The sequence below is a fragment of the Collinsella sp. AM34-10 genome, assembly GCF_003469185.1.
In the GTDB taxonomy this organism is placed as follows: Bacteria; Actinomycetota; Coriobacteriia; order Coriobacteriales; family Coriobacteriaceae; genus Collinsella.
Map to the genome: position 1 here is coordinate 159,957 of NZ_QSIL01000004.1, position 14,015 is coordinate 173,971.

Annotated in this window: 12 protein-coding genes; all 12 read left to right on the forward strand. The window is 59.5% G+C overall.

The features are described 5' to 3' along the window. The first annotated feature begins 200 nt into the window (after nt 1–200). The gene (locus DW823_RS05340) at nt 201–449 is read left to right on the forward strand and encodes an HPr family phosphocarrier protein (protein WP_055252253.1); all 249 of its coding nucleotides are present in this window, start codon (nt 201–203) and stop codon (nt 447–449) included. A 186-nt stretch (nt 450–635) separates the two neighbouring features. Next, nucleotides 636–878: a FeoA family protein gene (locus DW823_RS05345; RefSeq protein WP_231500839.1), complete on the forward strand. Its 243-nt coding sequence runs from the start codon at nt 636–638 to the stop codon at nt 876–878. A 39-nt stretch (nt 879–917) separates the two neighbouring features. Continuing rightward, on the forward strand, nt 918–1,139 hold the full coding sequence (locus DW823_RS05350; protein WP_006234774.1) for a FeoA family protein: 222 nt from the start codon (nt 918–920) through the stop codon (nt 1,137–1,139). 123 nt (nt 1,140–1,262) lie between these two features. Continuing rightward, nucleotides 1,263–3,590 carry a ferrous iron transporter B gene (locus tag DW823_RS05355; RefSeq protein ID WP_118080878.1) on the forward strand — a complete coding sequence of 776 codons (2,328 nt, stop codon included), beginning with the start codon at nt 1,263–1,265 and terminating at the stop codon, nt 3,588–3,590. 175 nt (nt 3,591–3,765) lie between these two features. Next, nucleotides 3,766–3,966, forward strand: a complete 201-nt coding sequence (locus tag DW823_RS05360) for a hypothetical protein (protein ID WP_117634210.1) — start codon at nt 3,766–3,768, stop codon at nt 3,964–3,966. Between the two features lie 102 nt (nt 3,967–4,068). Next, nucleotides 4,069–6,018 carry an NAD(P)/FAD-dependent oxidoreductase gene (locus DW823_RS05365; RefSeq protein WP_118080880.1) on the forward strand — a complete coding sequence of 650 codons (1,950 nt, stop codon included), beginning with the start codon at nt 4,069–4,071 and terminating at the stop codon, nt 6,016–6,018. Between the two features lie 383 nt (nt 6,019–6,401). Continuing rightward, nucleotides 6,402–7,655 carry an ATP-binding protein gene (locus tag DW823_RS05370; protein ID WP_118080882.1) on the forward strand — a complete coding sequence of 418 codons (1,254 nt, stop codon included), beginning with the start codon at nt 6,402–6,404 and terminating at the stop codon, nt 7,653–7,655. 526 nt (nt 7,656–8,181) lie between these two features. Further along, nucleotides 8,182–8,874, forward strand: coding sequence for a GntR family transcriptional regulator (locus DW823_RS05375; protein WP_118080984.1), 693 nt, complete (start codon nt 8,182–8,184; stop codon nt 8,872–8,874). Between the two features lie 124 nt (nt 8,875–8,998). Continuing rightward, the gene (locus DW823_RS05380) at nt 8,999–10,021 is read left to right on the forward strand and encodes a LacI family DNA-binding transcriptional regulator (protein WP_158567272.1); all 1,023 of its coding nucleotides are present in this window, start codon (nt 8,999–9,001) and stop codon (nt 10,019–10,021) included. Nucleotides 10,022–10,155: 134 nt separating this feature from the next. Continuing rightward, nucleotides 10,156–11,493, forward strand: a complete 1,338-nt coding sequence (locus DW823_RS05385; RefSeq protein WP_118080886.1) for a glutamine synthetase family protein — start codon at nt 10,156–10,158, stop codon at nt 11,491–11,493. A gap of 50 nt (nt 11,494–11,543) precedes the next feature. Continuing rightward, nucleotides 11,544–12,206 (forward strand): response regulator transcription factor, encoded by a 663-nt coding sequence (locus DW823_RS05390; protein ID WP_118080888.1) that lies wholly within the window; start codon nt 11,544–11,546, stop codon nt 12,204–12,206. 208 nt (nt 12,207–12,414) lie between these two features. After that, nucleotides 12,415–13,875, forward strand: coding sequence for a S1C family serine protease (locus DW823_RS05395; RefSeq protein ID WP_118080890.1), 1,461 nt, complete (start codon nt 12,415–12,417; stop codon nt 13,873–13,875). Nucleotides 13,876–14,015: the final 140 nt, after the last annotated feature.

Sequence of the window (14,015 nt, forward strand, 5' to 3'; positions counted from 1 at the left end):
AGGACGTGTGCCTTCCCTCGTTTTTTGTGCGCGGGCGTTGCGAGGGCATGGGGTGACCGGACGTGACGGAAACTGTGTCCCATCGTTGACGCTCGAAGTGGGATGCGGTTTCCATCCCGCCCTCAACAAGCATCTAACGGTACAATAACTACCACGTGGCTGGGTTTGCCGGCCGAATGTGCGATGCCGTGGGAGGGGATATGGTCGAGTTTACAAAGACGATTAAAGATCCGTTGGGACTGCATGCCCGCCCGGTTGCGCTGCTCTACGACATCATTGCCAAGCACCGTAGCGACGTGTCGGTCAGCATCGGCGACCGCCATACCGACGGCCGCGATGTGATGGGGCTCATGGCTCTTTACGGCGAGTTCGGCGAGGATATTGTGTTCCGCGTTTCGGGCGTGGATGAGGCCTCGTGCGTCACGTCGATCAGAAACCTCTCGCTCTAAAGCGCAACAATGTGACGAAGGGACAGTCCCTTTTTCACATCTGTTTCGTATGGGAAACTTTTTCGAAAACTGAATAGGGACCCTTTCCAAAAAGTTAACCACGTGCTAGTTTACTGTAGCGAACATAGACGTGGTTAACTTTTGCTGCGTCGATGTTGAGGACGAACTGACGTTAGGAGCACACTCATGTCTTGCGGACCGCAGATGCCGGCCATGCCGCTTTCGATGGTGAAAGCGGGCGAAACCGTGCACGTGTCTCGTGTAAAGGGCAATGAGGACATGAAGCACCACCTCAAGGACCTCGGCTTTGTCGAAGGCAGTGAGGTTCACGTGGTGAGCTCGAGTGGCGCCAATATCATCGTCACCGTGCTCGGCGCGCGCTTTGGCATTGATACCAAGGTCGCCATGCACATCATGACTGTCGGTTAGTTCGCAGCATTCCATAAAAGCTGAAAGGGGGAAAAGAATATGAAGACGTTGGGTGACGTTAAGGTGGGCGAGAGCTCTACCATTGTCAAACTTCACGGCGAGGGCGCACTTCGCCGTCACCTTATGGACCTGGGGCTCATCAAGGGCACTTCGTTCAAGGTCGTAAAGGTTGCACCGCTCGGAGATCCGGTCGAGATCAACGTGCGCGGCTACGAGCTCTCCATCCGCAAGGAGGAGGCTGCCGTCGTCGAGGTCCAGTAAGGGCCGGCGGCACATATTTCTGCAGATAAAGTTAGGTTTTTCTAACTCAATAATGCAGTGTTGAAGCACATTATCCAGCCCGCGCGGAGAAAGCAGCGCGGGCACACAAGGAAGAAGGATTGAATGGCGGATTCTCAGATCCATGTCGCGCTGGCGGGTAACCCCAACTGCGGCAAGACCACGCTTTTCAACCTGATCACCGGCGCCAACGGCTACGTTGGCAACTGGCCCGGCGTCACGGTTGAGAAAAAGGAAGCCAAGCTCCTGAGTGACAAGAACGTCACGATTACGGACCTCCCCGGCATCTACTCGCTTTCCCCCTACAGCCCCGAGGAGCAGTGCTCGCGCGACTACCTCATGAGCGGCGAGCCCGATGTGGTCGTCCAGGTTGTCGACGCGACCAACCTTGAGCGCAACCTGTACCTGGCACTTCAGGTCGTCGAGACCGGCCTGCCCGTGGTCGTCGCCCTCAACATGGCCGATTTGGTCGAGAAGAACGGCGATAAGATCGACACGGACAAGCTTTCCAAGAAGCTCGGCTGCCCGGTCATGATGATCTCGGCCCTTAAGAACAAGGGTATCAAGGAGCTGTTCGAGCAGGTCAAGAAGTCCGCTGCTTCCAAGGGCCAGGTGCCGGAGCACAAGTTCGATTCTTCTATCGAGGACGTTCTGACCCACATCGAGAACAACCTGCCGGCGAGCGTTCCCGCCAACAAGCGTCGCTACTACGCCGTCAAGCTGTTTGAGCGCGATGCGGACGCCTGCAAGCTCATCAACCTCACCAAGGAGAAGGCCGATCGCGTTGAGCAGCTGGTCGCCCAGTGCGAGCAGGATTGCGACGACGATGCCGAGTCCATCATCACCGGCGAGCGCTACGGCGTGATCGCCCACATTATTGACGAGTGCCTCACCAAGGCTCCGGCCAAGATGAGTACCTCCGAGAAGATCGACCGCGTGGTTACCAACCGTATCCTGGGTCTGCCGATCTTTGTGGTCATCATGTTCTGCGTGTACTACATTGCCGTTTCCACCCTGGGCGGCACGGTGACCGACTTCACCAACGACCAGCTCTTCGGCACCGACGGCTGGTATGTGCTCGGCCAGGGTCGCGACGCCTACGATGAGGCTGTCGAGGCCGCGGGCGACGACGCCGACTCGGTCGACCCGGCGGAGTTTGGCCCCTATGTCCCGGGTCTCACCACCGTGGTGCACGACGCCCTTGTGGCCGGTGGCACCGAGGACGGTGGTCTGGTCGATTCGCTCGTCTGTGACGGCATCGTCGGCGGCCTGGGCGCCATCTTCGGCTTTGTGCCGCAGATGTTCCTGCTCTTTATCATGCTGTCTTTCCTGGAGGACTGCGGCTACATGGCCCGCGTCGCCTTCATCATGGACCGCGTGTTCCGCCGCTTTGGCCTGTCCGGTAAGTCCTTCATCCCGATGCTCGTGTCCTCGGGCTGCGGCGTCCCCGGCGTCATGGCCACCAAGACCATCGAGAACGAGAAGGACCGCCGCATGACGGTCATGACCACCACGTTCATCCCCTGCGGCGCCAAGCTGCCGATTATTGCCCTGCTCATGGGTTCCATCATCGGCGATTCTTCCACCACCGCCGCATGGATCAGCCCGCTCTTCTACTTCCTGGGCGTCTTTGCCGTCATCGCCTCGGGCCTCATGCTCAAGAAGACCAAGCTCTTCGCCGGTCGCCCGACGCCGTTCGTCATGGAGCTCCCTGCCTACCACTTCCCGGCGATCCGCTCTTGGGCGCTGCACGTGTGGGAGCGCTGCTGGGCCTTTATCAAGAAGGCCGGCACGGTCATCTTTGCGTCCACCGTCGTCGTTTGGTTCCTCTCCAACTTTGGTAGCTACAACGGCTCCTTTGGCTTCCTGCCTGCGATGGACGGCATCCCCGAGGAGTTTATGGATTACTCCGTGCTTGCCATGCTCGGCAACCTGGTCGCTTGGATCTTCGCCCCGCTCGGCTTTAGCACCTGGCAGGCCACGGCGCTGACCGTCTCGGGCCTTGTCGCCAAGGAGAACGTCGTCGCCACCGCCGGCTCGCTGCTGTCCGTTGCCGACGCCGCCGAGACCGACCCGAGCCTGTGGACCGCGTTTGCAGCCATGTTCCCGACCATGGGCGCTTGCGTTGCCTTTGGCGCTTTCAACCTGCTGTGCGCTCCTTGCTTTGCCGCCATGGGCACCATCCGCAACCAGATGGACTCCGGCAAGTGGACCGCGATCGCCATCGGTTACGAATGCGCCTTTGCTTGGGTCATCGGCCTGTTCATCAACCAGTTCTACAACCTGTTTGTGCTGGGACAGTTTGGTGTCTGGACGGTTGTGGCCATCGTGCTGCTCGTTGCGATGCTCTTCCAGATCTTCCGCCCCATGCCCAAGCATGTTTGGACCGACGAGGACGAGACCAGCACCGCTTCTGCCACGGTTTCCGCCTAAGTCCGAATAAGGATTAGCCCCTTTCCAAAAGCCCGGGTGTCCCAGCGACCCCCGGGCTTTTTGGTGGGGGAGATGTGACGTTTCCGCAGATAAAACCGACCAAAATAAACCTGTCCCTTTTTGGTGGGTTGAGAATGGGGTAAAGTAAGTGATGGTTAACTAGAGGAGGCTTGCTATGGCACCTATCGATATTGTTGTACTGGCTGTTATCGGCATTGCGTTTGTCGCCGTGTGCGTGCGCATTTATCGCAAGGGCACCTGCGCCGACTGCGCTCAAGGTGGCGTTTGCACGGGACATTGCTCCAACAAAAAAACCTGCGCCGCACTTAAGGGCGTAGACAAAATCGCCGAAGACTTGGGCCGCGGTATTCATTAGCCGACCGGCGTTTGGGCATGCATGATTGCGGATGCGGCAGTTGCTGATACGATAGGGTCGTTAGCAACTGCCGCCGAGCGGCTCAAACGAAAGGAAGCCTGCATGGAGTCATCCGCCTACCCGATGCTCTTTAGTCCGATCAAGGTCGGTACGACCGAGGTCAAGAACCGCGTCTTTATGCCGCCGGTGTCTACCAACCTGGCCGACCACGGCTATGTGACCGACGACCTGGTCGACCACTACCGCGCCCGTGCCAAGGGCGGCGTGGGCCTGATCATCACCGAGGTCGTGACGGTCGAGCCCACCTATACCTATCTGCCGGGTGACATGTGCTGCTACGACGACACGTTTATCCCCGGCTGGGAAAAGCTCGCCGCCGCCGTCCACGAGTATGGCTGCAAGATCATGCCGCAGCTCTTCCACCCCGCCTACATGGCCTTTAACATTCCGGGCACGCCGCGCCTCATCGCCCCGTCCTTTGTGGGCCCGTCCTATGCCCGCGAGGCGCCGCGCCCCATCACGGTCGACGAGATCCACGAGCTCACGCATCAGTTCGGCGACGCTGCCGTGCGCATGCAGAAGGCCGGCGTCGATGGCGTCGAGGTCCATGCGGCGCACGCCCACGGTATGCTCGGCGGCTTTTTGACCCCGCTCTACAACAAGCGTACCGACGAGTACGGTGGCTCGCTCGACGCCCGCATGCGCTTCTTGCTCGAGGTTATCGCCGAGATTCGTGAGCGCTGCGGCCAGGACTTCATCATCGACGTCCGTATCTCGGGCGACGAGTACACCGATGGCGGCCTGACCCTCAACGACATGATCTACGTCTCGCGTCGTCTGGAGAAGGCCGGCGTCGACATGATCCATGTGTCGGGCGGCACCACCATCAAGCGCGGCTCTGCGATTCCCGCCGCCGGCACGCAGCAGGCCTCGCACGCCGCCTGCTCGCGCGAGATTAAGAAGCATGTGAACATTCCCGTCGCCACCGTCGGCCGCATCAATGAGGCATGGATTGCCGAGGAGCTGATCGAGGACGGCGCTGCCGACATCTGCATGATGGGCCGCGCCAATCTGTGCGATGCCGAGTTCTGCAACAAGGCCGCTGCCGGCAATGCCGATGATATCCGCCCCTGCATTGGCTGCCTGCGCTGCCTGAACGGCATCATGTTTGGCAAGCGCATCTCCTGCACCGTCAACCCGGACGTGGAGCGCGACGAGGCCGGCTACGAGCCTGCCGCCGAGGCCAAGAATGTACTGGTTGTGGGCGCTGGTCCTGCGGGTATGGAGGCGGCCTACATTGCCGCCAAGCGTGGCCATAACGTGGTGCTCGTGGATAAGCAGGACGAGCCGGGCGGCGAGATGCGCATCGCGGCCGTTCCGCCGGCAAAGCAGGAGCTCACGCGCGTGATCAAGTATCAGTACCGTCGCCTGGCCGAGGCCGGCGTGAAGTGCGTATTTGGCACCGAGCTTTCGGCCGAGGACATTCAGCGCGACTACGCAGGTTACGAGGTTGTCCTGGCTTATGGCGCCGAGCCCATCGCTCCGGCCTTCATGCAGGGCTTTAAGCAAGTTATGACAGCTGACGACCTGCTGGGTGGCAAGGCTTTCCCGGGCAAGAAGATCGTCATCGTGGGCGGCGGCACCGTCGGTTGCGAGACGGCCGATTACCTGGCCCCGCTGGTCAACGACCTCTCGCCGGCCAATCGCGATGTCACCGTTATCGAGATGACCAAGACGCTCGCCGCCAACGAGGGCGGCGCCGGTCGCGCGGTGCTCATCACGCGCATGCTCTCCAAGGGCGTTCACGTGCTGACCGAGGCCAAGGTGACCGAGATCACCGAGGACACCATCAGTTACGAGAAGGACGGCGAGGTCCGCACCATCACCGGTGCCGATACGCTGGTGCTTGCCATGGGCTATCGTCCCAATACCAAGCTGGCCGACGACCTTGCCGCTGCTGGCGTTGCTGCCCATGTACTGGGCGATGCCCAGAAGTGCGGCAACATCCGCGACGCCATCGGCGACGGCTACAAGATTGCCTGCGAGCTCTAGTCAACCCCTTGGTGCGTGGGGGACAGGTTGGTTTGCACCAAGTTGGTGCATGTAAACCTGACCCCATTGACGAGGTTGCCGCCATCCCAGGGCGGCTTCATGGAGTAGCGTCCGTACGCATCGAATTTCTTCTCTCATAGATGTGCGGCACAAAGAGCCCCGAGTTCATACGAGCTCGGGGCTCTTTTCGTTTGGATTGCAGACGTATTGACAGACGAAAACAGTCTGCGTCCGGTATTGAGCCATACGAAAGCGAAATTATGCGTCTTAATTCCGTACGCAAATCAAGACGAAAACCGTTTGCGTCTTCTATAAATCAGTACGCAAACGGTTTTCGTCTTATAATACGGTTATGAATGGTACGAAACGAGGGGGTTGTGCATATGGTTGTTAGAGAGAGCCCTACAGTCGAATACAAGGAAAGCGTTACGCCGACGTTTCTTAAAACGGTGAGCGCCTATGCAAACTACGGGACGGGCAAGATTGAGTTTGGCGTTGATGACGAGGGTGTGGCTGTCGGCCTTGCGGATCCGGTTGCAGAATGCCTGCGCATCGAGAACATGATTAACGACAGTCTTGATCCCGCACCCCGTTATTCGCTTGAGCCCGATGAGAAACACGGGATCGTAATCCTTACGGTTTATGAGGGGCAGGACAAACCCTATCGAAGCAAGGGAAAGGCCTACAGACGAAACGATTCGGCAACGGTGGAGGTCGACCGGTTTGAGTATGGCAGGCTGACGCTCGAAGGCAGCAACGTAACGTTCGACGCGCTCACGTCGGCTCGCCAGGACTTGAGCTTTCATACGCTCGAGCATAAGTGTGTTGAACACCTCGGCATTTCCGAGCTAACGTCGGATATCTTGCGTACGCTCCGCTTGCTCGGCAAGGATGGCTATACCAATGCCGCGGCGATTTTAGCGGATAAGAATGATTTTCCGGGCATCGACTGCGTCCGTTTTGGCGATACCGAGGATGTGATCTTGGATCGCGAGGCAGCGACAAATGTATCCGCAATTGAGCAGGTGGACAGGGCGGTAGCTATGTTTGCACGCTACTACCGTTATGAGCGTATCGAAGGGATGGAGCGCGTCCAAACCGATCGAATTCCTCTCGAGGCGTTTCGCGAAGCTGTCGCAAATGCTTTGGTGCATCGGACGTGGGACGTTCGAGCGAACGTTCAAATTGCCCTGTACGATGATCGTGTCGTTGTGACCTCCCCCGGATCGCTGCCCGCCGGTTTGACGACGGAACAATACCTGTATGGGCAGATATCCGTGCTCAGAAACCCCATCGTTGCAGAGGCCTTCTTAAAGCTGGATTACATCGAGAAATTTGGTACGGGAATCGCGCGCATTAGACGTGCCTATCGCGATTCGATCAATCAACCAATTTTTGATGTTCGCGGCGGCATGGTGGCCGTCACATTGCCCGTTACCGATGCCCTTGAAGGGTCCGAGGAAGAGGTCCAGGTTCTCAAGGCCTTGTCGGGCGGTCGAATTATATCGCGAAGCGAGATTGAAAAACAGACGGGGCTGAGCCGCATGCGGACGTTGACGGCACTCGAATCTCTGCTTGAACGGAATGCAATCGTAAGGCAGGGAACCGGGCGGGCCACGAAATACGAGCGCTCATAGTCAAAAAGAGCCATGGTACAAGACGGACCCCAAGCCAGCGTTGGCTTGGGGTCCGTTATGTCCCGGATGGTAACGGGCCGATTATTGTCAAGTTATAGCAAAGCATGGCGACGTACAGCAAAGTATAGTGAGATATAGCAAGCCGTATAGCGCGCCTTGATTATCAACCGTCCGTATTTCACAGCAACTTATAACAGGCTCGGGGTGCCAATTTGGGGTGCAGTAGTGCTGCGCCACGAAAAGGGCCTATCTACTACGTTTAAGCCGCAGAGGTCAACCATAGTCGGCTTTTTCGAAAATCGACAAGCTGTCTACCTGCGGTTTTGTTTTCACGGTTTTCGGTATGGCCGAGGCTATCCGTGTTAATGTAGTAGATGGGCCACTTTTGTGGCAAGGGGGCCGATCTGCGGGCCAGGGTAGCTAAAAGAGCCCCGACCCAAAAAGACTGATTGGGAGCTGGGGCGTGTCGATGCGATAGTATTACGTGGTGAAATTCGACAAACCGTGGGCTTCATCCGAGGGCTTTATGGAACAACACCAGCATTATCAGAGCCTGCAAGACCAGGCATACAACGCATTGCGCTCCAAGATCATCTATGCCGAGCTCAAGCCCGGCACGCGCCTTTCGGCGATTGGTCTGGAAAAGGAGACGGGGATCGGGCGCACGCCCATTCGCGAGTCCTTTGTGCGCCTGCGCGAGCAAGAGCTGGTGGAAACGCGTCCCAAGAGCGGCACCTACGTCTCTAAGATCAGCATGGAACACGCCGAGAATGCCTGTTTCTTGCGCGAGAAACTCGAGAGAAGCGTGCTTATTAAATGCTGCTCTGCCGCCACGCCCGAGCAAAAGCATCGGCTCGAGCAGATTCTTGCCGAGTCCGAGTCGCTCGACCATAGCGAGACGCGTCGCTTTTTCGATCTGGACAACCTGTTTCATGAGACGTGTTTTGAGATTGCCGGTCGTCACATGCTGTGGAATTGGATGAAGAGCGTCAACACGCATTTTGAGCGATACAACTGGTTGCGTATGGTGTCGCAGGACCTGGATTGGGAGCCGATTCGTCGGCAGCATCGCCGGATTCTCGAGGCCATTAAGAGGGGCGATACCGACACGGCGAGCTATCTGGCAGAGACGCACTTGCACCTGATGCCCGAGGAGCAGGGCCCGGTTATCGCCTTGCATCCCGACTACTTTGAGCTGTCCAAAGACTCGTCTATCTAGCCCATCACTGCATCTGCTCGAGACGCAAAAACGATGCTGCTCACCCACAGCGTTTTGCAACTGAGAATTTTAAAAAATGCCTAAAATGGCTCAGACCGCCGACAATTGGGAAACGGGGTGCGTTATGGCGCAGATGAGAATCAAGGACATTGCCGCCGAGGCGGGCGTGAGCCCGGCCACGGTCTCGCGCTATCTCAACAACCGCCCCGGGCAAATGACCGAGGAAACCCGTGCTCGCATCGCGGCGGTTATCGAGCGCACCGGCTATCGCCCGCGTGCCGCCGCGCGCAATCTACGCAGCTCGCGCACCAACCTCATCGGCGTGATCCTGGCCGACATCGCCAACCCGTTCTCCAGCGCCATGCTCGAAGGGCTTTCCGTCAGCGCCGCCGCGCGCGGCTGCTCGCTCATGACGGCCATTAGCGGCAACGACCCCGCTAAGGAAGCGGAGTCGCTCACCAGGCTTATCGACGCCGGCGTGGACGGCCTGGTCGTCAATACCTGCGGCGGTAACGACGAGGCAATCGCCGCGGCCGCGGGGCGCCTGCCCGTTGTACTGCTCGACCGCGACGTTGCCGACGGTGGCATCGATCTGGTGACCTCCAACAACCGTGAGCTGGTCGCCGGCCTGGTAGACGCCTTGGCTGCTGCGGGCAGCGAGCGCCTGTGCCTGCTCACCGAGGCAAGCGACGGCAGCCCCGTGCGTCGCGAGCGCGCCGAGGCCTTTGTCGACGAGCTTTCGCGACGCGGCCTTGCGGGCGAGGTCGTCACCCTGGCCGACGGTGGCGCCACGGGCGTCAGTCGCCTGGACGAGACCATCCGCGGTTATGCGGGTAAAAAGCTCGGCCTCATTGCCGTCAACGGCCTGGTCTTTCTGCGTCTGACCGAGGCACTGGCACAGTTGGGACCTTCGTTGCCGGCTGGCCTCAAGATTGCGACGTTTGACGATTACCCCTGGAACCACGTGCTCTTTGGCGGTGTGACCACGGCCGCGCAAGACACCCTTACCATTGCCGAGCGCGTAGTCGAGCGCCTGTTCGAGCGCATCGACGTTGTTACCACCACCGTGGGCGAGGCCGCAAAGCTGGCGCCCAAGTGCATCGAGATCCCCGGCCACATCGAACACCGCGCCTCGACCTCGCGCTAGCCGTTCGTTCGCAACTGCCTGTTCGCGCACGTTTTTTGAGCGCTTGATACGCTTTAACCCTGCGGAAACATTTTTCTGCGATAGTATCTGCGATATAGACCAGTCGAAACCCGCCCGAAAGAAAGGGGAGCGACATGAACCAGCAGAACATCGATTACGTACTCCGCTCCGTAGAGCAGCGTGACATCCGCTTTGTGCGTCTGTGGTTTGTCGACATTCTCGGCCGCCTCAAGAACTTTGCCATTAGCCCCGAGGACCTCGAGGTCGCTTTTGAGGAGGGTATTGGCTTTGACGGCTCCGCCATCGAGGGCTTTGCCACGCCTGAGGAAGCTGACATGCTGGCGTTCCCCGATGCTTCGACCTTCCAGATTTTGCCGTGGCGCCCGAGCCATAATGGCGTCGCCCGCGTGTTCTGCGACGTGTGCACTCCCGATCGCAAGCCGTTTGCCGGCGACCCGCGCGATGCCCTGCGCCGAATGTTCCGCAAGGCCGAGAAAGCTGGCTATCTGCTCAACGTGGGCGCTGAGCTGGAGTATTACTACTTCCCCGACGAACACACCCCCGAGCCGCTCGACAACGTGGGCTACTTCGATCTTTCGGTGAGCGATGCCGCCCGCGACCTGCGTCGCAATACGGTCCTCACGCTCGAGAAGATGTCCGTGCCCGTGGAGTACACCTTCCACGCCGCCGGCCGCTCGCAGCACGGCATGAGCCTGCGTCACGCCGAGGCCCTGAGCATGTCCGACGCCATCACCACGGCCAAACTCATCATTAAGCAGCAGGCCTACGAGAGCGGTTGCCACGCCTCCTTTATGCCCAAGCCGTTGGCGGGCGAGGATGGCAGCGCCATGTTTTTGCATCAGTCGCTGTTCGACCACGACGGCAACAACGTCTTTTGGGGCGAGGGCGACGAGAAGTACCATCTCTCCGACGTTGCCAAGCACTATATGGCCGGCATCCTGGCGCATGCCCGCGAGATCAGCGCCATCACCAACCCCACGGTCAACTCGTACAAGCGCATCACCACGGGTGGCGACTCCGTGCCGCAGTACGCCACGTGGGGCCTGCGCAACCGCGCGAGCATGGTCCGCATCCCGGTCTACAAGCCCGGCAAGCAGCTGTCCACGCGCATCGAGCTTCGTAGCCCCGACCCCATGGCCAACCCGTACCTGGTCAACGCCGTCACGCTGGCGGCTGGTCTCGACGGCATCGAGCGCAAGCTGGAGCTCCCGCCCGAGGCCACGGCCGAGACACTCAAGCTTACCGACCGTCAGATGGCCGAGGCCGGCTACACGCCGCTGCCGCGCTCGCTTAAAGAGGCACTCGACGTGTTTGAGGACTCGCAGTTTATGAAGGATGCCCTCGGCGAGCACATCCACAGCTTCTTCCTCAAAAAGAAGCGCGACGAGTGGCATAAGTTTGAGTCTACGATCACCGAGTGGGAGATCAAGCACTACCTGGCGAACTCCTAATCGCGCTGGCTTGTTCCAGTACGATTGAGCTCATTTCCTTGGAGGCCGATATGTCCGAAAAGAGTGCCCTGTTCATGGCGCGCACGACGCGCTTCCACGAGTTTGCCCGCAGCTTGACGACCACCCTGGGTGTCGAGGTGAGCCTGGCCACCCCCGATTCGCCGACTGCGGCGCACGACTTCGACCTGCTGATCCTCGATTCCGATGGCATCCGCAGCGACCGCATCGATCAGATTGCCAAGTGGCTTGACGATCGCGGCGGCGTCCCCATGTTGGTGATTGTCGACGACGAGGCGCTCGGTACCTTGCGCCTGCCCAATCACGCGCATGCCGACTTTGTATGCCCCACGGCGACGCCCAACGAGCTCAAGGCTCGCGCGCAGCGCCTGATGGGCGAGGAGGAGACCGTCGCCGCCGACGATGTGCTCAACATCGACAACCTCGAGATTAACCTGGCTACCTACCAGGTGACGCTCGATAGCGAGCCCATCGACCTGACGCTGATGGAGTACTCGCTGCTGAGCTTTTTGGCGACGCATCCCAACCGTGCCTACAGCCGCGAGGTACTGCTGCACCGCGTGTGGGGCTTTGAGTACTGCGGCGGTACGCGTACCGTCGACGTGCACATCCGACGCATCCGCTCCAAGGTGGGCCCGCAGATCGCGGCACATATCACCACCGTCCGCGGCGTGGGCTATCTGTTTAAGGACTAGCTTTTCGCCACAAAGGGGACAGGCACCTTTGTGGTGGTTTTGCCGCATGCGTGGGTTCCTTTCGGGTCCGCAACAGAACTTAAGCCTTCCTAAAAGATTGCGTTCTCATACACGTGCACCCGCATATTGGGGTACAACTCAACGTGAACAATGATGGCCCGCCACGTGTTTGGCGGGCCTTTGGTTATTTGACGAAAGGATCGCAGCTATGAGCGAGAACGATTCTCAGCGTCCCCAGGACGCGGGCAACGCCGGCGAGACCCAGCAGCAGCCGCGCGTGCAGGTGGAGTCGACGCCTGCCGACAGCAACATTCCCTACGTGCAGGCCTACGACACACAGACTGGCAAGCCGCTGGGCAGCCAGCAGGTTGTAAACAAGCACACAGTGGTCAAGACTAAGACCAAAAAGCTGCCGATCTTTATTACGGCACTCGCCGGCTGTGCCTGCGGCGCCCTGTTGGTCATCGCACTCATTATGAGTGGCACACTCGATATCGGCGGCGGAAAGAATGCCGTGACGGCGGGTGCTTCGGGTTCGTCGACGCAAAAGATCACGATCGACTCCGAGGACACCACGCTGGCTGAGGCCGTTTCTGCCAAGGCATTGCCCTCCGTCGTTTCCATCACCGCCACTTCGAGCGGTAGCCAGAATGGCTCGCTTTCGCAGTCTGCTGACGAGTCGGATAGTTCGGGCAGCGTCGGTTCGGGCGTTGTGCTCGATACCGAGGGCCACATCCTCACCAACAACCATGTGGTCGATGGCTATGACCAGTACGTGGTGACCATGGACGACGGAACCACGTACGAGGCCGAGTTCGTGGGCAACGATGCTTCGAGCGACCTGGCCGTCATCAAGCTCAAGGATGCTGACGCCTCCAAGCTCACGCCGATTGAGATCGGTGACTCCTCCAAGCTCAACGTGGGCGAGTGGGTCATGGCGATCGGCTCGCCGTTCGGCAACGAGCAGTCTGTCTCCACGGGTATCGTGTCGGCGCTGTATCGCTCCACGGCCATGAGCTCTACCAGCGGCAACACCATCTACGCCAACATGATCCAGACCGATGCCGCCATCAACCCGGGCAACTCCGGCGGCGCACTCGTCAACGACAATGGCGAGCTGGTGGGTATCAACTCGCTCATCGAGAGCTACTCGGGCTCCAGCTCGGGCGTGGGTTTTGCCATTCCGGTTAACTACGCCAAGAACATTGCCGACCAGATCATCGACGGCAAGACGCCGGTGCACCCATACATGGGCGCTACGCTTTCGAGCGTCAATGCGCTCAACGCCCGCACCAACAAGCTGAGCACCGATAGCGGCGCGTATGTGGCAAGCGTCGTCGAGGACGGTCCTGCCGCCAAGGCTGGCGTCCAAGAGGGCGATGTCATTACCAAGCTGGGCGACGATGAGATTACGAGTGCCGATGGCCTGATCATTGCGCTGCGCAGCCACGAGGTGGGCGAGAAGGTCGAGATCACGCTCATGCGCGGCAAGGACGAGAAGAAGGTCACGGTTGAGTTGGGCTCTGACGAGGAGCTGCAGAGCCAGCAGCAGGACGACAGCGCGACCGACACCGGCAACGGCGGCATCACCGACGAGCAGTTGCGCCAGTACCTGGAGGAGCTGTTGGGCCAGCAGGGCCAGGGTCAAGGCTACGGCCAGGGTTACTAGCGAGCCGTTTCGCACATATCGAGGCCAGAGGGGCTGTCCCATCAACGTGGGACAGCCCCTCTTTTCTTATTGATCCGTTGGGGACGGAGGAAAACGGATCATTTAGAGTTGATAAGAGCATGGTTGGATCGCGCGATCCA